The organism is Acidiphilium sp. 20-67-58, assembly GCF_002255515.1.
Lineage (GTDB): Bacteria > Pseudomonadota > Alphaproteobacteria > Acetobacterales > Acetobacteraceae > Acidiphilium.
In genome coordinates this window covers 1-25,953 of record NZ_NCAS01000017.1, presented here as the reverse complement: position 1 = coordinate 25,953, position 25,953 = coordinate 1, and the positions used below count along the sequence as shown (strand labels likewise).

Genomic DNA, 25,953 nt, shown 5'->3' with positions numbered 1-25,953 from the left:
CCTGCCACACACGCGCCTGCCACCCGCGCGCAGGCCTGAATGGCGTCAGCCGGCCGGGTTCGGCCGCCGACCGTCAAGCGAGATGTCGTCGATCACGGTGATGGTGCGGCCGACCAGCATGTTCAGCCCATCGATCCCCCAGCGCTGCCGGTCCAGCCGGCCGACCGTGTGAAACCCGACCAGCCTGCCGCCGGCCATCCGCTTTGTCAGGACCATGCTGAACGGATGGGTCTGCCCGTGCATCGTGAGCTTGCCGTCGATCCTTGTGCCGCCCGCGGCACAATGCCCGGTGAAGCTTGTCTGCGGATACTGCTCGGGATCGAGAAACCCGCGCGACAACACCTGCGCGCGCACCAGCGCGTTCGGCAAGGCGAGGCTGGCGGTGACGAATGTCACGTCGATCCGGCAGGTATTCGCCGCGGGGTCGAACACGAGCGTCACGGAGAGCTGCCGATAGGTGCCGGTGATGGTGAAGAGCAGCGCGGTCGAATGGGTTCGCGCCAGCATGTTGCCCGGCGTCAGAATCAGCTGCTCCTCACCCGCGCGCGCCCTACCGCCGAGGATCGGCACCATGGCGAGCGCCAGGGCAACCGTCACGGCGAGGCGAATGACAAGGCGATTGGCAAGGCGTGGCATGGCAGTCTCCCGGACCCGGTGGCGGATCGTCGCACGCTTGGATGAAGATTTGGTAATCCTGTCCCCGGCGATCGGCAGCGGTCAATGACGATGCGCCGCCCGGCCCCTATCCCGCCACCTGTGCCGCGCCGCTGAGCCGCAGCGCCGCGTTGACCAGCGCGACATGGGTGAAGGCCTGCGGGAAATTGCCGATCTGCCGGCGGTTGACCGTGTCGTATTCCTCGGCGAACAGCCCGACATCGTTGCGCAGGGCAACGAGTTTCTCGAACAGGGCCTCGGCCTCTTCCTGCCGGCCCATCATCGCGTAATTGTCCACCAGCCAGAAGCTGCACGCGAGGAACACGCCCTCGTTGCCCTCCAGACCGTCCTTGCCGGACTGCGTGTCGTAGCGGCGGACGAACCCGTCCTGCAACAGGGTCCGCTCGATCGCGGCGATGGTGCCGCGCATGCGCGGATCCTCCGGCGGCAGGAAGCCGACGATCGTCATCAGCAGCAGGCTGGCATCGAGCGTCTTCGAGCCATAGGCCTGCACGAAGCTGTTCATCCCGCTGTCGAACCCCTTCGCGCAGACCTCCTCGTGGATCTGCCGGCGGATCTCGCGCCAGCGCTCCACCGGCCCGTCATAGCCATAATCCTCGACCGAGCGGATCGCCCGGTCGAAGGCGACCCAGGCCATCACCTTGGAATGGACGAATTGCTGCCGCCCGCCCCGCACCTCCCAGATCCCCTCATCCGGCTCGGCCCAGATCCGCTCCAGGGTTTCGAGCAGCACGCGGCGGATGCTCCAGCTGTTCTCGTCCCGCTGCGCGCCGCCGACATGCGCCTGGTAGAGCGCGTTCATCACCTCGCCGAACACATCGAGCTGGCGCTGCCCGGCCGCGGCATTGCCGGCGCGCACCGGGCGCGAGCCCTCATAGCCGTCGAGCCAGTCGATCGTCCGCTCCTCCAGCCGCCGCTCGCCAGCGATGCCATACATGATCTGGATATCATCCGCGCCGCCGGCGATCGCGCGGTCGAGCCAGCGCGACCAGGCATGCGCCTCCTCGCGATAGCCCGCATTCATCAGCGCCTGCAGCGTGAAACTCGCATCACGCAGCCAGCAGAACCGGTAATCCCAGTTGCGCCCGCCGCCGAGCTGCTCGGGCAGCGAGGTCGTCGCCGCGGCGACGATCCCGCCGGTCTCCCAATGGGTCAGCGCCCGCAGCGTGATCAGCGACCGGCGGACGATCTCCGCCCACTGCCCGGCCACCGGCACACGCCGCGCCCAGCCGCGCCAGCTCTCCGCCGCCTGTTCCACCCCCGCCGCGACGTTGAACCGCCGCGGCACCCGCCGGTGCGAGGGCAGCCATTCGAGGCCGAATTCCACCGTCTCGCCGGCGGCGACGCTGAACGCCGCCTCGGTGTGCTGGTTACGCCCGGTCATCGGCACATCGCCCCACACCACCACCATGTCCGGCCCGGCGATGGCGACCAGCCCCTCATGGCCCGGCAGCCGCTGCACCCAGGGCACGACCCCGCCGAAGCCGAAGCGGAAGACGAGATCGAGCCGCATCGCGACCCGCCCGGACAGGCCGGTGACGATGCGGGCCAGCCGCGTCGTGTCATGCGGATGCGGCACCATGCAGTCGGTGATCCTGACGGCGCCGTCATCGGTGTGAAGATCGGTTTCCAGCACCAGCGTCTCCGGCCGGTAGCGCCGCTCCACCCGGCGCACCGGCAAATCCGGGGCGATCCGCCAACGGCCGTTCTCGCGCGTGCCGAGCAGTGCCGCGAAACACGGATCGGAATCGAAGCGCGGCAGGCACAGGAAATCGATCGATCCGTCCTTGCCCACCAGCGCCGCCGTCTGCCGGTCGCCGATGATCGCGTAATCCTCAATTCTCTGGCTCATGATTGTCTCCCGCTGCCATGGGTCCGCCGCCGCGCCGCGGCCGCGGCAGACATTGCAAAACTGCTTGTCAGCCTCCCTGTCGCCGCGCGAGTTCGGCGACGATCCGCCGCACGATGGAAAAGGGCGGCGCATCGATGTTCATGACGATCGGATCCTCGTCCGCCGCCGGCGGCTCCAGCGTTGCGAGCTGGCTGTCGAGCAGCGAGGCCGGCATGAAATGGCCGCGCCGCGCCGCGATCCGCGCGGCGAGCAGCTCTCGCGACCCGTCGAGATGAACGAGCGTGAATGGACCCGCACCGCCGCGCACCAGGTCGCGATAACGGCGCGTCAGCAGCGAGCTGACGATCACGCCGCCCGTGCCCGTCCTCCGCCATTCCGCAAGGCGCATGGCGATGCGGTGCAGCCAGGGCATCCGGTCCTCGTCGTCGAGCTGCTTGCCCGCGTGCATCTTCGCCCGGTTCGCCTGCGGGTGCAGATCATCGCCGTCGCAGAACGGCACGCCGAGCGCATCGGCCAGCAACAGGCCGATGGTGGATTTGCCGGATGCCGACACCCCCATGACCGCGAGGCGCGGCGGTGCGACCGGCTTCGGCAGGTCGAGGCGGCGCAGCATGGCGGCAACCGGCGCCAGCCCGGCGGACGAAACCGGATCGCCGTCGAAGTTGCGGATCGCGCCATGCTCATCGCCGATGATCGCCGCAGCACAGCCCGAGAGGAAAAACCCGGTCTCGACAACGCCGGCGATCGTGCGCAAGCCAGAGTCGAGCGCCTCCGGCGCGATATCCGCCGGCAGGGTGCAATCGGCGATGTGATGGCCGCCATCGGTGATGAACCGCGTCCCCGCCGCAATGCGTAGCGCCGGGGCAAGCCCCAGCTCGGCGAGACGCGCGCAGGTCCGCTCCGCCCCGTGCTGGACGATCTCGACCGGCAGACGCGCCCGCGTGCCGAGCCGTGAGACCAGCTTGCGCCGATCGGCGATGACGATGAAGCGCCGCGCCGATTGCGCCACCAGTTTCTCGCGCAGCAGCGCGCCGCCGGCGCCCTTGATCAGCCGCAGCGTGCCGAACTCGATCTCGTCGGCGCCATCGACCGCGAGATCGAGCGCCGCATCGAACGGGGCGAGGCGCAGGCCGAGCGCCTCCGCCTGTGCGGCCGTCTGCTCCGACGTCGCGACGCATGCGATGTCGAGCGCCTCGGCGCGGACGCGCGCGGCCAGCGCGTCGATGAAGAGCGCCGCCGTCGTCCCGGTGCCGAGCCCCACCCGCATGCCGGCGGCGACGAGACCGGCGGCTTCGCGCGCCACGGCACGCTTGCCAATTTCAGGATCAATGCCCATGCGCCGCGCCCCTCAGCCTGCCCAGCGCCCGGCGGCGGCCCGATCGGCGAGCCAGACCAGCCGCCCCGCCGGCGCGAGGCGGGCTGCCGGAGCATCGCGATCGGCGCCGCCGAGAACGCGGTCGAGCATCTCGCGCTTGCCGGCACCGGAGACGAGAAACACCACCAGCCGCGCGCTCTCCAGGATCGGGTAGGTCAGGGTGACGCGCGGCTCCGGCCGCCCCTTGGTCACCGGCATCACCCAGCGCTGCCGCTCGCCGAGCAGATCCTCCTGCCCGGGCAGCAGCGAGGCGGTGTGCCCGTCATCGCCCATGCCGAGCAGGCACAGATCGAAGACCGGACGCGCCGGATCGAGCAGTTCCCCGCCATGGATCGCGGCGAGGTCAAGCTGATAGGCGGCGGCGGCCTGATCGACGGTCATGCCGGCGAAGGGCACCGGATGCAGGCGGGGCGGCACCGGCAGCCGGTCGACCAGCGCCTCGCGGATCATCCGGACATTGCTCTTCGCGTCCTCCGGCGCGACGAAGCGCTCGTCGCCGAGCACGAGATCGATGCGCGCCCAGTCGATCGTCTCGCGCCACGGCGCCTCGGCGAGCCGCTCATACAGCGCCCGCGGGGTCGATCCGCCGGCAATGCAGGCGACGAAGCGCTCGCCCGCCGCCGCCGCCGCCGCCGCCGCGAAGAGCCGCGCCCCCTGGTCCGCGAAGGCTTCTGCATCCGGCACCACGACAAGTTCACCACGCACGGGTTTCATCCGGTTCTCCCCTCCAGCACGAAGCGCCGCATCGCTTCGGCAAAGCCGTCCTCGTCATTCGTCGATGTCGTGTAATGGGCCTTGCGCCTCACATCATCATCCGCGTTGCCCATTGCGATCGCGCAACCGCTGCGGGCGAACATGGCGACATCGTTGGGCATGTCGCCGATGGTCGCGATCCGCGCGTGCGGAATGCCCAGACGCTCGGCCAGCGCGTCGACCACCGCGCCCTTGTTCGCCTGCGTGCTGGTGATGTCGAGATAATAGGGCTGCGAGCAATTCGCCGTCACACCCTCGCCGAGCACCTCGCGCGCGGCCTCGCGGCAGGCCTGCATCCGCACCGCATCGTCGGTCACGCCGACGATCTTGACCACGCCATGCAGGCCGGCAAGGTCGAACCGCCCGACGATCTCGGGGTCGAACGCCACCGTCCGCCGCTCGCGCGCGACATGCGGCGCGGCGCCGTCGCGCACCAGCCAGCGGTCATGCGTATAGAGCCAGGCATCGAGCCCGTGATCGTCGAGCAACCCGACCGCCCGGCCGATCACCCCGTCATCGAGATCGTGCGCGGCGACGACATGGCTGAAATCCGGCGCCATCATCACGCCGCCGTTGAAGCCGGCGAGGGGCGTGTCGATACCGAGCGGCGCGCTCAGCATCCGCATGCCGCGCGGCGGCCGCCCGCTGGTGATCGCGAAACGGATGCCCGCCTCGCGCAAGGCGGCAACGGCCTGCCGCGTCGCCATCGTCAGCCGCTTGTCGTCAGTCACCAGCGTGCCGTCGACATCGGCGATCACGAGATCGATCGCACGTCTCACGCCCCGTGCTCCGCGGGATCGAGCGCGACCGGCCGCCACCGCCGCGTCGGGTCATCCTCGGACAGCAGCCGGTCCGCCGCCTCCGGGCCTTCACTGAAGCTGCGGTAGTTCGGAAATCCCTCCGCCTTCCGGCTGGCCCAGTCAGCGAGCACATCGCCGACCACGCGCCAGGTTTCCTCGACCATGTCGGCCCGCTGGAACAGCGTCTGGTCGCCGATCATGCAATCATAGAGCAGGGTTTCGTAGCCGACATTCGGCTCCGGCCGGAAGCGGTCGCGATAGCGGAACTGCATCCGCGCCGGGGCAAGCCGCATGGTCTGGCCGGGCTGCTTCACCTCGAACTCGATGGCGATGCCCTCATCGGGCTGGATGCGCAGCACCAGCCAGTTGGGTGGCAGATCGCCGATCGACGCGCCCTTGAACGGCGCCAGCGGCTGCTTGCGGAAGCGGATGGCGATTTCCGTCATGCGTTCGGCGAGGTGCTTGCCGGTGCGCAGATAGAAGGGCACGCCGGCCCAGCGCCAGTTGTCGATGGCAAGGCGCAGCGCGACATAAGTCTCGGTGTCCGACGCCGCCGCAACGCCCGGTTCCTCGCGATAGGCGCGCGCCGTGCGGCCGGACGCCTCGCCCGCGCCATATTGCCCGCGCACCGCATCCTCCGGCCGCATCGTGCGGATGGCGGAGAAGAGTTCGAGTTTCTTGTCGCGGATCGCCTCGGCCCGCACGCCCACCGGCGGCTCCATCGCGACCATCGCGACGAGCTGGAACACATGATTGGGCACCATGTCGCGCAGCGCGCCGGCCTGCTCGTAGAATTTCGCCCGCCCTTCGACGCCGACCGTCTCGGCCACGGTGATCTGCACGTGATCGATGCGGTCGCGGTTCCAGAGCGGATCGAAGAGTCCGTTGCCGAACCGCAGCGCCATGATGTTCTGCACCGTTTCCTTGCCGAGGAAATGATCGATCCGGTAGATCTGCCGCTCCGCGACCACGTCGAGCAACCGCCGGTTCAGCGCCCTGGCCGAGGCGAGGTCATGGCCGAACGGTTTCTCGACGACGATCCGCCGCCACGCCCTCTCGCTCGCCGCCCCCTCACCCGCCGCGTGCTCGGCCAGCAGGCCGGCGCGGCCGAGATGCTCGACGATCGGCGCGAAGAACCGGTCGGCCACGGCGAGGTAGAACAGCCGGTTGCCGCCGGTGCCTTGCGCGGCTTCGATCGCCTCCAGCCGGGATTTCAGGGCTTCGTAGAACGCATCCTCGGTGAAATCGCCCTTCACATAGTCGGCATGCGCGGTCAGGCGATTCCACGCCGCATCGTCGACCTGGCCGATCTGGTCCTCGGCCTCGGGATCGCCGACGAAGCTCTCCAGCATCGCGCGCAGCGAGCCGGTCCAGCCGGCGGCATCGAGATCGGCGATATCGGCGCCCAGCAGGCCGAAATGCTCGTTCACCAGCCCGGTATTGGCAAGGTTGAACAGGGCCGGCACCAGCAGCCGGCGGGTCAGGTCGCCGGCGGCGCCGAAGATCACCACGCTGCACGGCCCGGCGGGTGCCGCATCCGGCTGGCGGGAGGGTTGCGCCGGCGCGGTCATGCCGCACCTCCCGGCGTCGTGCCGCCCTGCCCTTGCGCGCCCTGCCCCTGCTCCAGATGGCCGCCGAACCCCTGGCGCATGGCCGAGAGGATCTTCTCGCCGAAGGTATGATCGAGGCGGGAGCGGAAGCGGGCGAAGAGGGCGGCGGTCAGCACATCCGCCGGCACCGCCTCCTCGATCGCGGCGTTGATCGTCCAGCGCCCCTCGCCGGAATCCTCGACATAGCCGCTATAGTCGGACAGCGCCCCGTCGCGCGCCAGCGCCGCGGCGGTGAGGTCGAGCAGCCAGGAGGAGATCACGCTGCCGCGCCGCCACACCTCGGCGATGTCGGCGACATCGAGATCATATCGCTCCGCTTCGGGCAGCGCTTCGGCGTCGCGGTTGCGCAGGATCGCGAACCCTTCGGCATAGGCCTGCATCAACCCGTATTCGATGCCGTTATGCACCATCTTGACGAAATGCCCGGCGCCGTTCGGCCCGGCATGGATGTAGCCCAGCTCGGCCCGCGGATCGCGCGCGGCGCGGCCGGGCGTGCGCTCGATCCCGCCAAGCCCCGGCGCCAGCGTGCGGAACACCTGATCGAGCCGGCGGACGACCTCGTCCTCGCCGCCGATCATCATGCAATAGCCGCGCTCCAGCCCCCACACGCCGCCCGAGGTGCCGACATCGACGAAATGGATTCCCTTGCGGTTCAGCCGCGTGGCATGAGCGATATCGTCGCGATAGAAGCTGTTGCCTCCGTCGATGACGACATCGTCCCGCCCGAGTATCTCGCCTAGCGCGTCGATCGTCTCGCTGGTGATCCGCCCGGCCGGCAGCATCACCCAGAGGACGCGCGGCGGGTCCAGCGCCCGCACGAGGCCGGCGAGGTCGCGCGCCCCCGTCGCACCTTCCGCCGCAAGCGTCTCGACGGCCTTCGCGGATGTGTCGAACACCACGCAGTCATGGCCGCCGTGCATCAGGCGGCGGGCAATGTTGGCGCCCATCCGGCCAAGGCCGATCACACCGATCTTCATGGCTCTGTCTCCGTTCCTGTTGCCGCGCCGGGCCGCTGACGGTCCCGCGATGCGGGGCCGCCGTGCCAGGCGCTCGTCAATGGTCTCCGGTCGGGCGCGGAGCTGCGCGCCCGCTAGAGCATGTTCCGATCCATCCGGATCGGATGTCGTGCTCTGTAGTCTGTTAACCCGAGCATCCTTGTCCGATCAGATGGTTTCATCTGACCGGATGATGCTCGAGAGCACGTTCCGATCCTGCTGGATCGGATGTCGTGCTCTGTAGTCTGTTAGCCTGAGCATCCTTGTCCGGTCAGATGGTTTCATCTGACCGGATGATGCTCGAGGCTCAGGCGAAGGCGTGGTCGATGGCCTTCGCCAGTTCGGCCAGCCCCGCCTCCACCTCGGTGAGGTGAACGCGGATGGCCCGGCGCTCACGTTCGACGAGAACGCCGAGATCGCCTTCCGCCTGTGCCCCCTTCACCTGGCCGAAACTGTAGCGATGGCCGGGCACGGGGAGATCCGCCGCGTCGTCGGCGGTGATCTGCAGGAATACGCCTGTGTTCGGCCCGCCCTTGTAGGCCTGGCCGGTGGAATGGAGGAAGCGCGGCCCGAAGCCGACGCAGGTCGCAACCTTGCGGGCATCGCGCAGCCGCAGCCGGATGGCGGCCAGCGCCGCCTCATGCGCGGGCGTCTGCTCGATATAGGCGAGCAGGCCGATATAATCCCCGGCCCCGGCGCGATGGAAATGCTGCTTCACCCAGGCGGACAGCGTGTTGTGCCGGCCGAGTGCCGCTTCATTGGCGGCGTCGGCGAAGATGGCCACGCCGTTGGCGCTGAATGCCGGCGCGGGGGATGCCACCGCCGTGCCCGCCTCGTAGGCGTCGGTCAGCGCGCGGGTCTTCACCTTGCTCGCCTCGACATCCGGCTGGTCGAACGGGTTGATGCCGATGATGGCGCCGGCCACCGCGGTCGCCATTTCCCAGCGGAAGAATTCCTGGCCGATCTGGGCGACGTCGTCGAGCGTGATCCGCACCACCGGATGCCCGGCCTGCGCCAGCGCGGCGAGCCTTGCATCCTGGGCCTCATCCTCCTCACCCCTGAGCACGAGCTGGGCGAAGACGCGGTCATGGCCATAGACGGCCGGCGCGCCAAGCGCCTCGCCATCGACCGGGATCAGCCCGTGGCCGTGCTTGCCGGTGGATTCGGCGATCAGCTGTTCGAGCCAGGCGCCAAGCCCGGCGATCCGCTTCGTGGTCACGATCGTGACCTTGTCGCGGCCGAACCGCGTTGCGGCGGTGCCGAGCAGCAGGCCGAGCCGGACGCCGGGATTGCGGTCCGCCGGCACGCTCGCCGCGCAGGAGGCGACCATGCGCGCCGTCCGCACCAGCAGGTCGGACACGTCGATCCCCATCGCCGCCGCCGGCACCAGGCCGAATTTCGACAGCACCGAATAGCGCCCGCCGATCGATTTCACGCCGTGGAACAGATGCGCGAAATGCGCCTGCTTCGCGACCTGTTCGAGCGAGGAGCCCGGATCGGTGACGGCGGTGAAATGCTGCGCCCAGCCGGCCTCGCCCACCGTCTCGATCATGCGGGCGCGGAAATGCGCGAGCATGATGTTCGGCTCCAGCGTGCCGCCCGATTTCGACGAGACGATGAACATCGTCCTCGCCAGGTCGAGCTTCGCCTCCAGCGCGCGGAGCTGCGCGGGATCGGTGCTGTCGAGCATGTGAAACCGCGGCCAGCCGGGACGGTGGCCGAAACTGGTGGCGAGCACCTCGGGCCCGAGGCTCGATCCGCCCATTCCGAGCAGTGCGACATGGGTGAAGCCGGCCTCGCGGATCGTGTTGGCGAAGCGGACCAGCGTGCCGACATGCGCGTGTTCCTGCCCGACAATGCCGAGCCACCCGAGCCAGTCCGCCTCGTCCGCCCCGCTCCACACGCGGGCATCGCCCGCCCAGAGCCGGCGGATCGTGCCATCGTCCCGCCAGCCGGCGGCGGCCTCGTCCACCGCGCGGGCGATCTCCTCCGGCGCCTCGATGCGCGCCGGATTGACCGCGACCAGCGCCTCGCGCTTCGCCGCGACCGCGCCGAGCAGCTTGTCGAACGCCTCGGCGAACTGCCGCACGCCGTCCTCGACCAGGTCCTGGGTGACGCTCGCCAGCGAAATCCCCTGCGCCTCGATCGCGGTCAGCGCGGCGTGCGCCGCCTCGACCTCATGTTCCACCGCGTCATGCACCACCGTGCCGTGATCGCGGAAGGCGTCCATCGTCGCGGGCGGCATGGTGTTCACCGTATCGCGGCCGATCAGCCGCTCGACATAGAGCGTGTCGGGATAGGCGGGGTTCTTCACGCTGGTCGAGGCCCAGAGCAGGCGCTGCACCTGCGCCCCCCTGGCGGCGAGCGCGGCCCAGCCCTCGCCGGCGAAGATCCGGCGGAAACTCTGATAGGCGACCTTGGCATTGGCGATCGCCGCCTGACCAAGCAGCGGCTGGATCGTGCCCGCCGGTCCGCCGGCATCGATCCGGGCCTGCAACTCGCGGTCGATCACGTTGTCGATCCGGCTGACGAAGAAACTCGCAACACTGGCCACCTTCGAGACATCGCCGCCCTTCGCCGCATAATCCTCGAGCCCGGCGATGTAGGATTGCGCCACGGCCTCGTAGCGCGGCACGGCGAACAGCAGCGTCACATTGACCGACATCCCCTCGGCGATCAGCGCGTGGATCGCGGGGATTCCGGCCGAGGTCGCCGGCACCTTGATCATCAGGTTCGGCCGGTCCACCGCCGCCCAGAGTCGCCGCGCCTCGTCGATCGTCCCTTGCGTGTCGTTGGCGAGATAGGGCGAGACCTCGAGGCTGATGAACCCGTCGCGCCCGGAGGTGTCGCGGTAGACCGGCGCCAGCGCGTCCGCCGCGGCCTGGATGTCGGCGATCGCCAGATGCTCGTAGATCTCCATCGGCGTGCCGTCATGGGCGGCGACGAAGCGCTCGAACGCCGAGCCGTATTCCGGCGCATGCGCGATCGCCTTTTCGAAGATCGCCGGGTTCGACGTCACCCCCCTGATCCCGTCGCGCTCGATCATGGCGGCAAGCTCACCCCCCTCGATCAGGCCACGCTGCACGAAATCGAGCCAGGGCGCCTGCCCGGCTTCAGCGAGTTGTTTCAGGGGGTTCATGCAGATCTCCTCAACGCAGGTCGTGATGGACGACGGTCCGGTGCCGGAGCGGGCGTATCGGCAGAACGCCGATCCTGTCCGGGACATGGGAAGGCACAGCGCCGATGTCACGTCCCGCCGCGTCACCGTTCCGTGACCGCAAGCGTGTGTGGCGCAACCGATCGCTCTTTTCAATGGCGCGATGCGACCGAGATATATCGATCAGCGCCGCACCGGCCGGGCGCCGCCGCCGCGCAATGAAGCTGACAGAAGCCCCGATCTCGATTAAAGAGCGCGCATGACCTCGACCCCCACCGAACTGATCCGCAACTTCTCGATCATCGCCCATATCGACCACGGCAAATCGACCCTGGCCGACCGGCTGATCCAGACCACCGGCGCGCTCTCCGCCCGCGAGATGACCGAGCAGGTGCTCGACAACATGGATATCGAGAAAGAGCGCGGGATCACCATCAAGGCGCAGACCGTGCGCCTCAACTACAAGGCGAAGGACGGCCAGACCTATGTCCTGAACCTGATGGACACGCCCGGCCATGTCGATTTTGCCTACGAGGTAAGCCGCTCGCTCGCCGCCTGCGAGGGCTCGCTGCTGGTGGTCGACGCCTCGCAGGGCGTGGAGGCGCAGACGCTGGCGAACGTGTACCAGGCGATCGACGCCAATCACGAGATCGTCCCCGTGCTCAACAAGATCGACCTGCCGGCCGCCGAGCCCGAGCGGGTGAAGCAGCAGATCGAGGACGTGATCGGGCTCGACGCATCGGACGCGGTGGAGATCTCCGCCAAGACCGGCATCAATATCGAGGCGGTGCTGGAAGCGCTCGTCACCCGCCTGCCGCCGCCGAAGGGCGACGCCGCCGCCCCGCTCAAGGCGATGCTGGTCGATAGCTGGTATGACCCCTATCTCGGTGTGATCATTCTCGTGCGCGTGCGCGACGGTCGGCTGCGCAAGGGCCAGCGCGTCCGCATGATGTCGAACGGCGCCGTCCATACCATCGACCAGGTCGGCACCTTCTCGCCGAAGCTGACCCCGCAGGCCGATCTCGGCCCCGGCGAGATCGGCTACATCACCGCCGCCATCAAGACGGTGGCCGACTGCAACGTGGGCGACACGATCACCGACGACCGCGTCCCCGCCACCGAACCCCTGCCCGGCTTCAAGCCGTCGATCCCGGTGGTCTGGTGCGGGCTCTACCCGGTCGATGCCGACGATTTCGAGAAGCTGCGCGACAGCCTCGCCAAGCTGCGGCTCAACGATGCGAGCTTCCATTACGAGGCCGAGACCTCGGCGGCGCTCGGCTTCGGCTTCCGCTGCGGCTTTCTCGGCCTGCTGCACCTCGAAATCATCCAGGAGCGCCTGTCGCGCGAATTCGATCTCGACCTGATCGCGACGGCGCCCTCGGTGGTCTACCGGCTCTACAAGACCAGCGGCGAGATGATGGAGCTGCACAACCCGGCGGACATGCCGGACGGCTCGATCATCGACCATATCGAGGAGCCGTGGATCCGCGCCACCATCATGGTGCCGGACGATTATCTCGGCGCCGTCCTTACTCTCTGCAACGAGCGCCGCGGCCAGCAGGTCGACCTCACCTATGTCGGCAACCGCGCCATGGCGGTCTACCGGCTGCCGCTCAACGAGGTGGTGTTCGATTTCTACGACCGGCTGAAATCGGTCAGCCGCGGCTATGCCAGCTTCGACTACCAGATGGACGACTATGTCGACGGCGATCTCGTGAAGATCTCCATCCTGGTCAACCAGGAGCCGGTAGACGCGCTGGCCTTCATCGCCCATCGCTCCGTCGCCGACACCCGCGGCCGCGCGATCTGCGCCAAGCTGAAGGACCTGATCCCCCGGCAGCTCTTCAAGATCGCCATCCAGGCGGCGATCGGCGGCCGGGTGATCGCCCGCGAAACCCTCGGTGCGCTGTCGAAGGACGTCACCGCCAAGTGCTATGGCGGCGACATCAGCCGCAAGCGCAAGCTGCTGGAGAAGCAGAAGGAGGGCAAGAAGCGGATGCGCCAGTTCGGCAAGGTCGAAATCCCGCAGACCGCCTTCCTCGCCGCCCTGAAGATGGACGCCTGAGCCCGGTGCTCGCCGCCGCCATCGCCGCGATCGGCACCGCGATCCTCGTCGCCCTCGCGCTCCTGCAATCCCGCCAGATCGCCGCCCTGCGCGGCGAGATCGCCGAACAATCCCGCGCCGGGCTGCGCGAGGCGTTCGACCGCGTGCAGGACGGCGCGCGGGCGCAGGGCGAGCAGCTCGCGCGGCTGCACGGCGCGATGAGCGACCTCTCCCTCCTGCTCGCCGGCAAGCTGGCCGAGGCCGAATCGGCGGCGCAGGCCGGCCGCGCCCAGGGGCTCAGCGAGACCATGGCCGCGATCGCCCGGCTGACCGAGAGCCAGACGCTGCTCGCCGATCGGATGAACCGCGATCTCGGCGGCGTCTCGCTCGCCCTGCGCGAGGGGCAGGAGGCGCTGCGCGGCCGCGTCGAGCAGAAGCTCGATGAAATCCGCACCGGCAATGAAGCCAAGCTCGACGCGATGCGCGCCGCGGTGGACGAGAAGCTGCAATCGGCGCTGGAGCAGAAGATCGGCGAGAGCTTCCAGCGCGTGGCCGAGCAATTCGCCCAGGTACAGCAGGCGATCGGCCAGGTGCAGTCGGTCGCCACCCAGGTGGGCGATCTCAAGCGGCTGTTCGCCAACGTGAAATCGCGCGGCGGCTGGGGCGAGGCGCAGATCCGCCAGACGCTGGACGACACGCTGCCGCCCGGCACGTTCGAAGCCAATTTCCGCGCCGATCCTAACGGCGCCGAGGCGGTCGAATTCGCGCTGCGCATGCCGGTGCGCGAGGGGGATCAGCCGGTCTGGCTACCGATCGACGCGAAATTCCCGACCGAGGATTACGACCGCCTGCTGCTCGCCGCCGAGGCGGGCGACCGCGACGGCGAAACCCAGGCGCTGCGGGCGCTCAGCGCCCGCATCCGCGACGAGGCGAAGAAGATCGCCCAGAAATACATCCGCCCGCCCCGCACGACGGATATCGCGATCCTGTACCTGCCGAGCGAGGGCCTGTTCGCCGAGGTTGCCCGGATTCCCGGCTTGGTCGAACAGGTGCAGCGCGAGCACCGGGTGCTGATCCAGAGCCCGAGCCTGCTGCCCGCCTTGCTGCACACGATCCGGGTTGGCCATTTCACCGTCCAGCTCGAGCGCCGCGCCGGCGAAATCGGCCGCATCCTCTCGGCGGTGAAGCTCGAATGGGGCAAGCTTGGCGAGAGCATCGAGGCGCTGGCGAAACGTGCCGAACAGCTCTCGAAAGGGATCGACAGCACCCAGGTCCGCATCCGCGCCGTCGGCCGCAAGCTGCGCGACATCGACGAGCTCGACCCCACCGAAGCCCCTGCCCTGCTCGATCTCGACACCGCCGAGGAATAACGCCACCCCCCGCTTGAGCCCGGCGCGGTTGTTGGCTATGAAGCCGCTGCGCCGGAGGGATGGCCGAGCGGTCGAAGGCGCACGCTTGGAAAGCGTGTGTGCGTGAAAACGTACCGTGGGTTCGAATCCCACTCCCTCCGCCAGTTTCGCTTCTCACGCGATCTCAATCAGTATCAACCACCTGAAATCTCATCACTTTCCTCCGTGGCGGCGTCCTAATCCGTCTCACGAGATACCCCTCAATTGACCATGGTCCCATCCGCGCGCCGCACATGCATGCGCGCCAGTGCGGCATCGCGCGTCAATCCGGGTCCAAGCGCTGCCTCGTCCGCCTGCGCCACATCCACCCAGACGAAGGAAGCAGATCCGCCGCGGGCCTTGTAGACCTGGACCTCCCGCGAACAAACCGGACAGCCGCCATCGTAATAAACGGTTGGACGGGCGGTCATTACACCCGCCGGGCAGCCAAAACGGCCAACGCGCTGCCGGCGCCAACCAGCCACTGCCATCCCAGCGTCAGCCTGCCGGGGCCGGCTATGGCCGCGGCCCGCGCCTGATCACGATGTTCCACCTCATCCGCCTGGCAGGCGACCAGCAGCGCGCGCAGCGCGCCGCCAGGCCCATGATCTGGCAGTTTGCGCACCTGTTCCTCGTAATGGTGGTCAACAAAGGTCTCAACCGCGTCGATCGTGGCGTAGACCGCCCGCGGCCCGACCAGCGCGGGCAGTGCGCCCGTGAGCCAGCCGGCAACGCGCCAGATTGGCAATAGAATGCTGCGCTGGCCACGCGGCAGCAACGCACCGAGGCGGGCGAGATGCTCCTGTTCGGTCGCCAGATGCGCCAGCGCGAAATGTCGGACGGCAGGATCGCGGGATATCGCCAGGATCCCCCGGTAGATCGCCACAGCCCCGGTCTCCCCCGCATGATCTGAGCGAAGGTCGCCGATCAGTCCGGGTACTTCGTCCGCAACGCCTGCGACGGTGGCGGAATCGAGAGTGGCAACGGTCTGACCGGCTATGGGGGTGCTCATGGGTAATACCTAGGGAGCAATTGAATTTCGCAACCGGGATACACCGACGAATGCTATGATATCGTAAAATTGCGGACTCGCTTTCCTACCCTCCGATCACGTGCTGAACCAGACTTCGAATAAGCCATCCGGCTTCGGCCAGCAGCACCAAGGCGGCCCAGATCACGATACCGCGCGATGTGGTACAAACCTCAAAATTGGCTGCAACGTGCGAGCCGGGCTGTTGATGAGACCATGTCGGAGAGCGTAGGGACAACCGTGCTGGAATTGGGGCTCACCCGCACCGTCGAACCCGCGACTACGCCAGACGCACCTCGCGCGAAGGTGCGCAAACGCGTTTGTGTCCTTGGAGCCAGCGGCACCATCGGCCGCGCGACGGCCGCAGCACTCGTGCGGCGTGGGCACGAGGTTGTCTGTTTCGTCCGGACGCGCTCTGGCGTTGGCGGATCGCTTGGGCAGGCGGAGATCGCTAGGGCCTTGCAGGGAGCAACGGTAAGGGTGCTGGATCCAACCGACGCTGTTTCGCTTTCTCGCGACGGATTTGCAGGCGAGCGGTTCGACGCCCTGGTATCCTGTATGGCCTCGCGCACGGGTGCGCCCAAAGACGCCTGGGCGATCGACTATGGCGCTCACCTCAACGTTCTGAATGCTGCGAGGCAGGCCGGCGTCGGCCATTTTGTGCTGCTGTCCGCCATCTGTGTACAAAAGCCGCTCCTCGCCTTTCAGCAAGCCAAGCTTGCCTTCGAAGCGGCGCTGATCGGGTCCGGCTTGAGCTATTCCATCGTGCGACCGACAGCCTTCTTTAAGTCGCTGTCGGGCCAAATCGAGCGCGTGCGGCGCGGGCAACCCTTCCTGGTCTTTGGCAACGGCAACCTGACCGCCTGCAAGCCCATCAGCGATGACGATCTGGCTGATTACATTGCTGACTGCCTCCAGGAGGAAGATCGTTGGAACCGCATCCTGCCGATCGGCGGCCCCGGTGACGCAATCACACCGCGTCAGCAGGGCGAGGCCCTGTTCGCGCTGCTGGGCCGCCCGCCCAAATTTCGATCGGTGCCGGTGGCCCTCCTCGACATGATTGCGGGGGGGCTCGGGGCCCTGGGCCGCATCTCGCCGTCGCTGGCGCAAAAGGCGGAACTGGCGCGAATCGGCCGCTATTACGCCACTGAATCCATGCTCGTATTGGACCCGAAAACGGGCGATTACGACGCAACCGCAACGCCTTCGACGGGAACGCAAACCCTTTTTGACTTCTACCGCTCAGTTCTAGCTGGAGCGCCCGCGCCGGAACGTGGAGATCACGCCGTCTTCTAGAGCACGTTCCGATCAATCCGGATTGGATGTCGTGCTCTATCTTGTTGATAAACAGAGCATCTTTATTCGATCAGATGATTCCATCTGATCGGATGATGCTCCAAAACATATTTTATACAAAACGAGCGGACTTTCCCTCCGCCACTGGATTCGGTGCTGCAGGTCGCACATGGACCTTTGGGGTGTTTCGTCATAGGGGATCGGGCCGCTTGGCGGTGGGGTCGTGATGGGAACATGGGGCGGGTGATGCAGCAGGACGAGCGGTTCAGGGATGGTGGCGGTGACGGGTTTCCGGCGCTCGAGCGGGCGTGTCTTGTCATGCCCGATCCGGCGCGGCTGGAGCCGGTGGCGCGGGCGACGCACCGGCCGCGGGTGCTGCTGCTGTATGGATCGCTGCGCGAGCGCTCCTATTCGCGATTTCTCACCGAGGAGGCGGCGCGGCTGCTCGGGCTGATGGGGGCGGAGGCGCGGATTTTCGATCCGCGCGAGCTGCCGGTGGCGCAAAGCGTTTCGGCCGATCATCCGAAGGTGCAGGAGCTGCGCGCGCTCTCGCTGTGGTCGGAGGCGCAGGTCTGGTGCAGCCCGGAAATGCATGGCGCGATCACCGGGGTGATGAAGAACCAGATCGACTGGATTCCGCTGGAGATCGGCGCGGTGCGGCCGACCCAGGGGCGAGTGCTGGCGGTGATGCAGGTTTCGGGCGGGTCGCAGAGTTTCAACGCGGTGAACACGCTGCGCCTGCTCGGGCGGTGGATGCGGATGTTCACCATTCCCAACCAGTCCAGCGTCGCCAAGGCCTATGAGCAATTCGACGCGGACGGGCGGATGCTGCCCTCGCCCTATTACGACCGGCTGGTCGATGTGATGGAGGAGCTGGTGCGCTTCACCTGGCTGCTGCGCGACCGGGCCGAGTATCTGGTGGATCGCTACAGCGAGCGGCGGGCGCAGCTGCCGGCGGAGACGACGGCGAAACTCTGAGCCGGGATTGACCCGCGCGGGCAGCGCGGGCGGCTCCGCGACCCTGTGGGTGCGGAGCGATGCGGTGTCGCGTTTCAGGTGGGCACCGGCGGCGGATGCAGCCATGGCGGCGGGACGTCCGAGGATATGCCAAAGGATGTACCGGGCGATATGCCGGGCGATGTGCCAGGGGATGCGACGGGCGAAGCGCCGGCGGGTGCAACGCGCGGATCATGCGCCTGGTGCGGCGGTGGCTGGGCCGGGCGCGGCCGCGCTGTCCTGACGAGACAGGGCGGCAGGCGGAGTCCCAGCATGTGGCAGAGCGGGCGGAGCAGCCGGGCGAAGCGCGGATCGGACCCGATCAGGGCGAGGGCTTCGGGATCGTCGAGCAGGGCGCGGAGCTGGCTGGCGCTGCAACGGGATTCGGGCACCGGGGCGAGCAGCCAGGCGCGGTGGCGCGGCAGGGGGTTGGCCGTGCTGGAGATGGCTGCGCGAGAGGGGGAAAGTTGCGGGGCTTGAGCGCGCTTCTTCGGGGCGCGCTTCTTCGGGGCGCCGGCAGCAAGGGCGGCGAAGCGGCGGGACAGACGGCCGAGCCACGTCCAGAGCCGGACCACCAGCGGCCGGTGCGGCGATGCGGGCTTCATCGTCTGGTCGAACACAAAGAACGCATCCTTCACCGCGCGCGCGGCGACGGCGCGGCGTAGACCATCGATGATGGCGGCGAAGCGAAGGGCGATCGTCATGAACAAAACAAGACCATGAAGTGCCTTGGGTGGGCAAGGCGAAAGCGGATTCGCCGCCGCCGGGTTTACAGCGCCCCTCCCCGCCCCCACCTCCAGAGCACCGACTGATCGTGCGTGCGCGGGGGCTTCGCCCGCCGTTCATGCCCCAAGGTCCGTGCGCGGCACGGACTCCGCCCCGGCGCTCACCTGCCGGGCCCATCCGCGGAGGAGCGAACACAAATGCAGAATCTCGTGGCCGGAACGGCATCGTTCTGGATGGCCCATCTTTCGACCATCATCGGCGTGGCGGTCGCGCTGCTGCTCGGCATCGGCGGCACCGCTTCCTCGCGCGCGGCGCTGGGGATCCTCGCGCGCTGGTCGGAGCGGCACGGGCACCGGATGCGCGCCGCGATCTTCGCCCGCCTGCTGCCGCCGGTCGTCGTCGGGATCTGGGCGCTGGCGCTGTATTTCACCGCCCTCGCGGTGGCGACGCCGCTGCGCCTCACGGGTCTGCTGGCGATCCTGCCGGTGGTGCTCAAGGTGGTGATGCTGCTGACGATCGCCTGGGCGGCGCTGCGCGTGGTCGCGGTGGGCGAGCGCGCCTATCCGGCGCATGTCGCGGCGCGGCGCGGCGAGACCCCGGACCCGATGCTGGTCGATGCGATCGGCAAGATCACGCGCATTCTCGTGGTCGCGGTGATCGGGATGATGGTGCTGCGGGAGCTGAATTTCTCGATCGCCAGCCTGCTCGCCTTTGGCGGGGTGGCGGGCATCGCGGTCGGCTTCGCCGCGCAGGGTGTGACCGCCAACCTGTTCGGCGCGCTGGTGGTCTATCTCGACCGGCCGTTCAAGGTGGGCGAGTGGATCGTGCTGCCCTCGCAGAACGTGTATGGCACGGTCGAGCATATCGGCTGGCGGACCACGACGCTGCGCGGCTTCGACACCAGGCCCTATTACGTGCCGAACCAGATTTTCAATTCATCGGTGGTGCAGACGCCGCCGCGGATGCAGGCGCGGCAGATCAGCACCACGATCGCGATCCGCTACGCCGATTTCGACCGGCTGGAAGCGATCACCGAGGCGTGCCGCCAGCATGTCGACAATCATCCCGACATCGACCAGTCGCTCGGCGCGATGGTGTATTTCGACCAGTATGGCACGCACGCATTGCAGATCATGGTGTGGTGCTTCACCCGGACGGTGGTGTGGGCGGAGTCGCTCGCGATCCAGGAGCGGCTGCTGATCGAGCTGGGGCGGATCGTGCGGCTGCACGGGGCGGAGCTTGCCTTGCCGGTCTCCGAGGTGCGGCTTGCCGGGCCGATGCCGCAGGCAGCACCTGCGGACATGGCGATGGCGGCAGGCGGCGTGCGGCCGGGGTAGAGCATCATCCAATCAGATGAAATCATCTGACTGGATAAAGATGCGCCGGTTATCGAGAGGATAAAGCACGTCCCGATCCGGATGGATCGGAACGTGCTCTAACATTTCGATAGCGCCGGTCGGGTTGGAACACCCGACCGGACCGGACAGCGCTCTCAGAACTTCGCGGTCAGACCCGCGATGAACTGCCGCGGCGCGCCCGGCTGGACCAGGATCGTGTTGGCGGTATTCGTGCCGAGCGAGTTGGTGCCGAAATAGCCACCGGCGGTGATGTAGCCGTTGTCGTTATACTTGGTGTCGAAGAGATTGTTGATGTTGAAGGAGAGTTCGAGAACCTTCACGCCGCGCGAGAGGCTTTTCGGCACCGGAATGTTCGCCGTGATCGAGAGGTTGGCGACATTGAACCCCGACAGCTTGCGCGACGAGACGTTGTTGGTGTTGTTGTTGAAGTAGTGCTGCGAACCCGTATATTGATCGAGGAAGCCGAGGGTCACCAGCGTCGAGCCCACGAAGGTGCGGTAGTTCAGGCCGAAATTCAGCAACAGGTTCGGATTATAGGAGATCGGCTCGTTGTGATAGACGACACCGCCGGTCTCGTATTGCAGATACTTGTTGTTGTCGAAGCTTGCATTGACGAAGCCGCGCCAATGGAAATTCGGCTCGACCGAGGCATCGAGCTGCACGCCCTGCAGCCGGGCATTCGCCGCCGCCAGCGAGGAGCTGACGATGTTCGTATGATAGATTGAAATCGCTTCGTCGGTCAGCGTATCGTTGAAGTAGTTCAGGTTCAGCGTCGCGTGATGCAAATAGGGCACGTGATCGCTGAACAGCTTGAGGCCGATTTCGTAGTCGCGCGCCTGGGTCGGCTTCAGGATCGAGAGGTTGACAGGATTTTGCTGGTTGGCGCCGAAGGCATTGTCGGTCGGGTTCTGGTAGGAGATCGCCATGCTGCCGTAGAGCGCGGCCCAGGGTGTGACCTCGTAGCGCAGCCCGATCGAGGGTTCGGCGCGGACAAAGGTCTTGGAGCCATCGCCGGCGCCGATCTGGTTGGTGCCACCGATCGGAAGATCGTTGTGGAAATCGGTGTGGTAGGACACCTCGGCGATGCCGGGCGTGATCGAGAACCCTTTGAACGGGTGGATCGTGTCTTGCAGGAAGGCGTTGGCGTAGGTGGTGTAGACAGTGAATTTCTGGATTTGCGCCGGATTTTGCTGGGTCGATCCGCCAACGCCGAGATAGTTGTAGCCGCGGTAGGGCGAGTAATACCGCTCGTAGATGACATAGCCGCCGAACTTGATGTCGTTATAGGGCAGGTGATAATCGAAATAGAGATTATCGCCATATTGATTCGTGGTCGGGTAATAATATTCGCTGTTGGTCGAGTTCGGGGCGTAGGCCGCACCCGCGAGCGGCGAATTGGTGCCGTAATTGTTGACGCGGTAATGGACGCGATGACCCCAGCGATACCAGATATTGTTATGGAAGGTCATGTCCTTCGACAGCGCGACCGACATCTTGCTGTAGAGGATGGTGTCGCGGACCTGCAGCTGCTTGAACCAGATATCCGGCGTGCCGGTGCCGTAGAACCCTGAGGTCTGCTGGCTGAACAGCGGCGAGCCGGAATAGCCGGTGACGGTGACGCCGGGGATCGGGGTCAGCGGAATGAAATTCGGGCGCGGCGCGTATTCGACGTTGTTGTCGTTATAGACAGCGAAGCTGAGCGAGCCGTTGGAAAAATCCTTGACCAGCTTTGCATAGATCGCGTGCGACTGGGCGGGCCAGCTATAGTGCCCGACCGAGGTTCCGCCCCAGTAGCTCTTGGCACCGGCATAGCCGCCGCCGATGACGCCGCTCCAGCCATTGTATTCGCCGGTATCGAAGATGAAATGGAGGTTTTCGGTCTGCTGGCTGCCATAGGCGATGCCGACCTGGTAGTGCGGGCGCTTGGTGGGCTGGACCGGGACATAGTTGATCGTGCCGCCGACCGAGTCGAACCAGCGGGTATCCGGGTTGCCCGGGCCGTAGATGACGTTGATGCCGCTGAAGAGCTGGGTGATGGGGATTTCGTTGGAGTCCCACTGGCCGTTATGGGAAATCGTGTTGTTCATCGGAATGCCGTCGAACAGGACGGTCAGGCCGTTGCGCTCGGCGTCGCCGTTCGTCGATGACCAGCCGACCTTCGAACCGCGCAGCTGGATCTGGTAGCGGGCGGTATCGGAATTGCCGCCATAGCCGCGGATCTGCACGCCCGGCGCCGCGGACAGCGCGCCGGCCGAGCTGGTCGACGGGCCGAGGGCCTGGATGTCCTGCCGGCTGACGACCGCCTGCGACTGCTCGGATTTGAAGATTTTCTTCTTGGTGAGCTTGACGCTCGATTTGCCAAGATGCGTGTAATATTTCGTGGTCGCCGTCGCCGAAACCTGTCCGGCACTGACGGTCTGGGCGTGAGCGTGTGGCATGAGCGCGAACACACTGGCGCCCGCGAGCAAGGCGGTGCGCAGTGTCGAACTAACGGAAACGATGTTGGATAATTTCATTATCCGGCTCTCTCCCAGAGTAAACGCGGAGCGCGACAAGGGCGATGTCGCGGGTTCCAGCCAAGCGGTGAACGATGGGCCCGCGTCTAGAGGGGAGGTTACGTTTCGTCACGTTAAGGTTTGAAGTCACGCCCCGGGCAGAAGGACAATATCGGGCGGATGAGCGAGGGTTTCCGGATGGTTTCGAGCCGAAATTCGCCGGGGATACTCATATGTGAAAGTTGTTTTACAGAATAAATTGAAAAATAGGATCACGCCTTTGGTGGATTTCGGTGATTTTTTTGTTACATTGAAGAAATGTGATTTGCCGCGCGCGGCAAGGGAAGCGGGACGGGCTGGGGTGCGGGTGAGAAATTGTCATGGTGATTTCACAGTAATGAAATAAATCGTAACCTCTGCAATTTATCAGCAAGAACGGAAAGACCACACCTTGTCTTCGGAACGATGGTTCGGGAACGGCCCTCGACCTGATTGACACCGGTCGTTTCGTTGCAGATACACGCGCATCTGGCGTACAGGTTTGAAAACTTCAGGTCAGATGATCGGTCTTTCGCCGTTCGCCGCGTCCAATCCAGCATTATTCTTAGGTCACAGGAGCCTGACATCATGAAACGCTTTATCGTTGGCGCGATCTTCGCCTCGCTGCTGGCCGGCACCGGCCTTGCGCATGCCAGCGCGGTCACCACCGGCAAGACCCTTTACATGGCGCATTGCAGCGGCTGCCATCGTGCGAACGGCGCCGGTGGCGTGCATTTCGGCAAGGCGGTGTCGGCAAACCTGCGCGCCCCCGGGCTTGAAAACACCTATCACCACAGCACCAAGCTGCTTGTCCGCGCCATTCTCGATGCGCGCGACGAGGATGGCGACCGGCTCGATCAGCCCATGCCCGCGTGGAAGGGCCGCCTGAGCAAGGCCCAGGCGCTGGATATCATCGCCTATCTCAAGACCCTGCACGCCTGAAACCCGGCCGGGTGCCGTGCGGCGCCGATGACGGCGTGACACGGCGTTCGGCCTGACGCGGGCCCTTGGAGCGTCATCCGATCCTTTCGGATCGGAACGTGCTCCAGCTTCCGACACTCCCCTTTCCATCCTCGCGGGTGGAAAGGGGATTTCGTTTTCGGCCGATGGAAGGCGCAGCGCCGGCGGGCGATCCCTCAGAATTCCGCCCAGGCCTGTCCGTCGGTTTCGGCAAATTGTGCCGCGGCAGCCGGTGCTGCGGTAGGCTTGCGGGGCGCGGTTGCCGGCCGGGATGTTGCGGGACGGGACGCTGCGGGACGAGATGGGGCGGGACGGGGTGGGGCGGACGTCGCGACTGGCTGGCCCAGCTTGAACTGGGCGACCCGCTCGGCGAGGAACTGGGCTTCTCCCATCAATCCACGGGTCGCGGCGGTCGTCTGCTCGGCCATGGCCGCGTTCTGCTGGGTCATCTGGTCCATCTGGCCGACCGCGGTGTTGACCTGGTCGAGCCCGGTGGCCTGCTCCTTCGCCGCTTCCGCGATCTCGGCGATCAGCCCGCTCATCGTGCCGACTTCGGCGAGGATGCCGAGCATTGCCTGCTCGGTGTTGCTCACGAGTTTCACCCCGGTGGTGACCTCGCGATCCGACTTGCCGATGAGCGTCTTGATCTCCTTCGCCGCATCGGCCGAGCGCTGGGCCAGGGCGCGGACTTCGGTTGCGACCACGGCGAAGCCCCGCCCGGCATCGCCCGCGCGCGCCGCCTCGACCCCGGCGTTCAGCGCCAGGAGATTGGTCTGGAAGGCGATTTCGTCGATGACGCCGAGAATGTCGGAAATCTGCCTGGTCGATGCCTCGATCGCGCTCATCGCGACGACGGCCTCGCGCATCACCGTTCCCGAGGTTTCCGCCCGTTCGCGCGCGGTCAGGGTCACCTGATGCGCCTCGGCGCTGCTGGTCGCGGTGCGGTTGAGGGTTGCGGTGAGTTCGTTGATCGCGGCGGCACTCTGCTCGAGGCTGGCGGCCTGCTGTTCGGTGCGGCTGGACAGATTGTCCGTCGCCTCGGTGATCTCGGTCGAGACCATGGAGATTTTCTGCGCGGCCTCGGCGATCGCGCGCGTCGTCTCGCCGAGGCGGGTGACCGCCATGTTGAAATCCTGCCGCAACTGCTCGTGGACGCCGGCGAAGGGCTTTGTCAGCTGGATGGTCAGATCGCCGTTCGACAGGCTGGCGAGGCCCTGGGCGAGTTCGCCGACCACGAACATCTGCTGCGCGGCGGCCTCGGCCTTTTCCGCCTCGCTGCGGGCGCGCTCCGCCTCCTCGCGCGCGCGCATCGCGGCGGCTTCCTGTTCGAGGCTCAGCGTCTTGCGGGCGTTCTCCTGGAACACCGCGACGGAGCGCGCCATGTCGCCGATTTCGTCGCGCCGCTCGACCTCGACCTGCACATCGAGATCGCCCCGCATCAGCCGCATCATGGTGCCGCCGAGCGCGCGCAGCGGCCCGGTCACACCGCGGCGGATGATGAGCTGGGCCACCGCCATTACCAGGATGAAGCCGGCGATCAGGCCGATCAGGGTGACGAGGATCGTGTTCCGGGTTTCATGCGACATCGCGGCGAGGCGGGCGCTGGTCAGCCTGTCCATCCGGACGCGCTCGGCGATCATGTCCGCCGTGAGCGGCGGCAGGGTGGGGAGGCAGACGGTCAGCAGGCGCTGGCGGGTCGGCGGATCGGTGATCACATCCGTATTGCCGTTCACCGGCGGCTGCGCCGCGACGCAGCTCTCGCGGGCGAGCGCGTTGCCGCGGCGCTTGAAGTCTGCCAGCGGCTTGCGCTCGGATGGCAACGCCTTGATCGCGTCATCGAGCATGGTGTTGAAGAACGTCATTGACTGCCGGGCCCCCTCGCCTGCCCTGGCGTAGGCGTGCGGCGTGGTGGCCAGCGCCTGCCACTCACGATCGACCACGAAGGTCTGGATGGCGCGGTTGGCGAGGATTTCGAGCGTCTCGGCGCGGGCCAGCGTTCTGGTGATGTTTTCGGCGTGGCGATCGATCCGGGCGATGGCAAGGCTGGAATAGATGCCGGATGCGAGGGCGAAGACGGCAAACAGGGCGAGAACGAGATTGAATTTGAGGGATATGGACAGCGAGCGCATGCGATCTTCCATTCGTCGTCATCGGCCCGCGCCCCCCGGCAGACTCGGGCCGCTACTCAAGAGATGGCCTGCGGCATGCTGCGTGGTCTCCTTCCGTCCGCCGCGACGCCGGGATGTGAAAAGTTATATGAAACAAACATGTTTATAATTGATTAGCGCCTTCCTGCGGCAACCCGGGAGCTATGGCGGAATTTGGGTGACGCGGCGTGATCAGGCGGCGCGGCTCTGGGTGGCGTCGGATTGTGCGACGCCGTCGTTGAATCTGACGCCTTCGA

The 25,953-nt window shown here is 66.7% G+C and carries 20 protein-coding genes and 1 tRNA gene; 8 read left to right on the top strand and 13 right to left on the bottom strand.

The genetic code is table 11. The features are described from left to right. Window positions 1–45 precede the first annotated feature (45 nt). The 8 genes from B7Z76_RS08450 to B7Z76_RS08415 form a co-directional block, all read right to left on the bottom strand. Window positions 46–636 (bottom strand): YceI family protein, encoded by a 591-nt coding sequence (locus B7Z76_RS08450; protein WP_291343329.1) that lies wholly within the window; start codon window positions 634–636, stop codon window positions 46–48. 106 nt (window positions 637–742) lie between these two features. Next, window positions 743–2,527 (bottom strand): glycoside hydrolase family 15 protein, encoded by a 1,785-nt coding sequence (locus B7Z76_RS08445; protein ID WP_291343327.1) that lies wholly within the window; start codon window positions 2,525–2,527, stop codon window positions 743–745. Window positions 2,528–2,594: 67 nt separating this feature from the next. Next, the gene (gene rpiA, locus B7Z76_RS08440) at window positions 2,595–3,863 is read right to left on the bottom strand and encodes a ribose 5-phosphate isomerase A (RefSeq protein ID WP_291343325.1); all 1,269 of its coding nucleotides are present in this window, start codon (window positions 3,861–3,863) and stop codon (window positions 2,595–2,597) included. Between the two features lie 12 nt (window positions 3,864–3,875). Next, on the bottom strand, window positions 3,876–4,616 hold the full coding sequence (gene pgl, locus B7Z76_RS08435; RefSeq protein WP_174504680.1) for a 6-phosphogluconolactonase: 741 nt from the start codon (window positions 4,614–4,616) through the stop codon (window positions 3,876–3,878). After that, window positions 4,613–5,434, bottom strand: a complete 822-nt coding sequence (locus B7Z76_RS08430) for a Cof-type HAD-IIB family hydrolase (RefSeq protein ID WP_174504679.1) — start codon at window positions 5,432–5,434, stop codon at window positions 4,613–4,615. Before B7Z76_RS08430 ends, pgl begins: the two co-directional genes overlap by 4 nt. Further along, entirely contained in the window at window positions 5,431–7,026 is a 1,596-nt protein-coding gene (gene zwf / locus B7Z76_RS08425) for a glucose-6-phosphate dehydrogenase (RefSeq protein ID WP_174504678.1), read from the bottom strand. Before zwf ends, B7Z76_RS08430 begins: the two co-directional genes overlap by 4 nt. After that, a complete protein-coding gene (gene gnd / locus B7Z76_RS08420; RefSeq protein ID WP_291343321.1) occupies window positions 7,023–8,042 on the bottom strand; it encodes a phosphogluconate dehydrogenase (NAD(+)-dependent, decarboxylating) in 1,020 nt (339 codons plus the stop codon). The genes zwf and gnd overlap by 4 nt, the downstream gene beginning before the upstream one ends. Before the next feature lie 325 nt (window positions 8,043–8,367). Further along, a complete protein-coding gene (locus B7Z76_RS08415; protein ID WP_291343320.1) occupies window positions 8,368–11,199 on the bottom strand; it encodes a bifunctional transaldolase/phosoglucose isomerase in 2,832 nt (943 codons plus the stop codon). Between B7Z76_RS08415 and B7Z76_RS08410 the strand changes: the two genes are divergently transcribed. The 4 genes from B7Z76_RS08410 (at window position 11,198) to B7Z76_RS08395 (ending at window position 14,774) form a co-directional block, all read left to right on the top strand. Further along, complete coding sequence (locus B7Z76_RS08410) at window positions 11,198–11,335, top strand: hypothetical protein (protein WP_174504675.1); 138 nt, start codon at window positions 11,198–11,200, stop codon at window positions 11,333–11,335. The genes B7Z76_RS08415 and B7Z76_RS08410 overlap by 2 nt on opposite strands. Window positions 11,336–11,476: 141 nt before the next feature. Next, window positions 11,477–13,282: a translation elongation factor 4 gene (gene lepA / locus B7Z76_RS08405; protein ID WP_174504674.1), complete on the top strand. Its 1,806-nt coding sequence runs from the start codon at window positions 11,477–11,479 to the stop codon at window positions 13,280–13,282. Between the two features lie 5 nt (window positions 13,283–13,287). After that, window positions 13,288–14,631, top strand: a complete 1,344-nt coding sequence (locus B7Z76_RS08400) for a DNA recombination protein RmuC (protein WP_291343316.1) — start codon at window positions 13,288–13,290, stop codon at window positions 14,629–14,631. Window positions 14,632–14,684: 53 nt separating this feature from the next. Then, a tRNA-Ser gene (locus B7Z76_RS08395) sits at window positions 14,685–14,774 on the top strand. A 96-nt stretch (window positions 14,775–14,870) separates the two neighbouring features. Here B7Z76_RS08395 and B7Z76_RS08390 read toward each other — a convergent pair. Together B7Z76_RS08390 and B7Z76_RS08385 are read right to left on the bottom strand one after the other, a co-directional pair. Then, entirely contained in the window at window positions 14,871–15,080 is a 210-nt protein-coding gene (locus B7Z76_RS08390; protein ID WP_291343314.1) for a thiol-disulfide oxidoreductase DCC family protein, read from the bottom strand. After that, on the bottom strand, window positions 15,080–15,661 hold the full coding sequence (locus tag B7Z76_RS08385) for a demethoxyubiquinone hydroxylase family protein (RefSeq protein ID WP_291343312.1): 582 nt from the start codon (window positions 15,659–15,661) through the stop codon (window positions 15,080–15,082). The genes B7Z76_RS08390 and B7Z76_RS08385 overlap by 1 nt, the downstream gene beginning before the upstream one ends. A 177-nt stretch (window positions 15,662–15,838) precedes the next feature. Here B7Z76_RS08385 and B7Z76_RS08380 point away from each other — a divergent pair, with 177 nt between their 5' ends. Both B7Z76_RS08380 and arsH read left to right on the top strand, forming a co-directional pair. After that, a complete protein-coding gene (locus tag B7Z76_RS08380) occupies window positions 15,839–16,975 on the top strand; it encodes an NAD(P)H-binding protein (protein ID WP_324483016.1) in 1,137 nt (378 codons plus the stop codon). Between the two features lie 234 nt (window positions 16,976–17,209). Continuing rightward, window positions 17,210–17,953 (top strand): arsenical resistance protein ArsH, encoded by a 744-nt coding sequence (gene arsH / locus B7Z76_RS08375; RefSeq protein WP_291343309.1) that lies wholly within the window; start codon window positions 17,210–17,212, stop codon window positions 17,951–17,953. Between the two features lie 74 nt (window positions 17,954–18,027). Here the strand turns inward: arsH and B7Z76_RS08370 are convergent, their stop codons facing one another. After that, complete coding sequence (locus B7Z76_RS08370; RefSeq protein ID WP_291343307.1) at window positions 18,028–18,675, bottom strand: hypothetical protein; 648 nt, start codon at window positions 18,673–18,675, stop codon at window positions 18,028–18,030. Between the two features lie 219 nt (window positions 18,676–18,894). Here B7Z76_RS08370 and B7Z76_RS08365 point away from each other — a divergent pair, with 219 nt between their 5' ends. Beyond that, window positions 18,895–20,034, top strand: a complete 1,140-nt coding sequence (locus tag B7Z76_RS08365; protein ID WP_291343305.1) for a mechanosensitive ion channel family protein — start codon at window positions 18,895–18,897, stop codon at window positions 20,032–20,034. A 155-nt stretch (window positions 20,035–20,189) separates the two neighbouring features. On the opposite strand, the gene B7Z76_RS08360 is transcribed toward B7Z76_RS08365, so the two are convergent. Further along, window positions 20,190–22,571: a TonB-dependent receptor gene (locus B7Z76_RS08360; RefSeq protein ID WP_291343303.1), complete on the bottom strand. Its 2,382-nt coding sequence runs from the start codon at window positions 22,569–22,571 to the stop codon at window positions 20,190–20,192. A gap of 606 nt (window positions 22,572–23,177) precedes the next feature. Here B7Z76_RS08360 and B7Z76_RS08355 point away from each other — a divergent pair. Continuing rightward, window positions 23,178–23,531 (top strand): cytochrome c, encoded by a 354-nt coding sequence (locus B7Z76_RS08355; protein ID WP_236656489.1) that lies wholly within the window; start codon window positions 23,178–23,180, stop codon window positions 23,529–23,531. Between the two features lie 194 nt (window positions 23,532–23,725). On the opposite strand, the gene B7Z76_RS08350 is transcribed toward B7Z76_RS08355, so the two are convergent. After that, entirely contained in the window at window positions 23,726–25,678 is a 1,953-nt protein-coding gene (locus tag B7Z76_RS08350; RefSeq protein WP_291343301.1) for a methyl-accepting chemotaxis protein, read from the bottom strand. Between the last annotated feature and the right edge of the window lie 275 nt (window positions 25,679–25,953).

Coding starts and splice junctions, on each gene's coding strand:
- B7Z76_RS08380 (WP_324483016.1), top strand. CDS start 15,839: ATGTGGTACAAACCTCAAAATTGGCTGCAACGTGCGAGCCGGGCTGTT.
- zwf (WP_174504678.1), bottom strand. CDS start 7,026: ATGACCGCGCCGGCGCAACCCTCCCGCCAGCCGGATGCGGCACCCGCC.
- B7Z76_RS08370 (WP_291343307.1), bottom strand. CDS start 18,675: ATGACGATCGCCCTTCGCTTCGCCGCCATCATCGATGGTCTACGCCGC.
- B7Z76_RS08450 (WP_291343329.1), bottom strand. CDS start 636: ATGCCACGCCTTGCCAATCGCCTTGTCATTCGCCTCGCCGTGACGGTT.
- B7Z76_RS08415 (WP_291343320.1), bottom strand. CDS start 11,199: ATGAACCCCCTGAAACAACTCGCTGAAGCCGGGCAGGCGCCCTGGCTC.
- B7Z76_RS08390 (WP_291343314.1), bottom strand. CDS start 15,080: ATGACCGCCCGTCCAACCGTTTATTACGATGGCGGCTGTCCGGTTTGT.
- arsH (WP_291343309.1), top strand. CDS start 17,210: ATGGGGCGGGTGATGCAGCAGGACGAGCGGTTCAGGGATGGTGGCGGT.
- B7Z76_RS08355 (WP_236656489.1), top strand. CDS start 23,178: ATGAAACGCTTTATCGTTGGCGCGATCTTCGCCTCGCTGCTGGCCGGC.
- B7Z76_RS08360 (WP_291343303.1), bottom strand. CDS start 22,571: ATGAAATTATCCAACATCGTTTCCGTTAGTTCGACACTGCGCACCGCC.
- B7Z76_RS08365 (WP_291343305.1), top strand. CDS start 18,895: ATGCAGAATCTCGTGGCCGGAACGGCATCGTTCTGGATGGCCCATCTT.
- B7Z76_RS08385 (WP_291343312.1), bottom strand. CDS start 15,661: ATGAGCACCCCCATAGCCGGTCAGACCGTTGCCACTCTCGATTCCGCC.
- lepA (WP_174504674.1), top strand. CDS start 11,477: ATGACCTCGACCCCCACCGAACTGATCCGCAACTTCTCGATCATCGCC.
- gnd (WP_291343321.1), bottom strand. CDS start 8,042: ATGAAGATCGGTGTGATCGGCCTTGGCCGGATGGGCGCCAACATTGCC.
- B7Z76_RS08350 (WP_291343301.1), bottom strand. CDS start 25,678: ATGCGCTCGCTGTCCATATCCCTCAAATTCAATCTCGTTCTCGCCCTG.
- rpiA (WP_291343325.1), bottom strand. CDS start 3,863: ATGGGCATTGATCCTGAAATTGGCAAGCGTGCCGTGGCGCGCGAAGCC.
- B7Z76_RS08445 (WP_291343327.1), bottom strand. CDS start 2,527: ATGAGCCAGAGAATTGAGGATTACGCGATCATCGGCGACCGGCAGACG.
- B7Z76_RS08410 (WP_174504675.1), top strand. CDS start 11,198: ATGCAGATCTCCTCAACGCAGGTCGTGATGGACGACGGTCCGGTGCCG.
- pgl (WP_174504680.1), bottom strand. CDS start 4,616: ATGAAACCCGTGCGTGGTGAACTTGTCGTGGTGCCGGATGCAGAAGCC.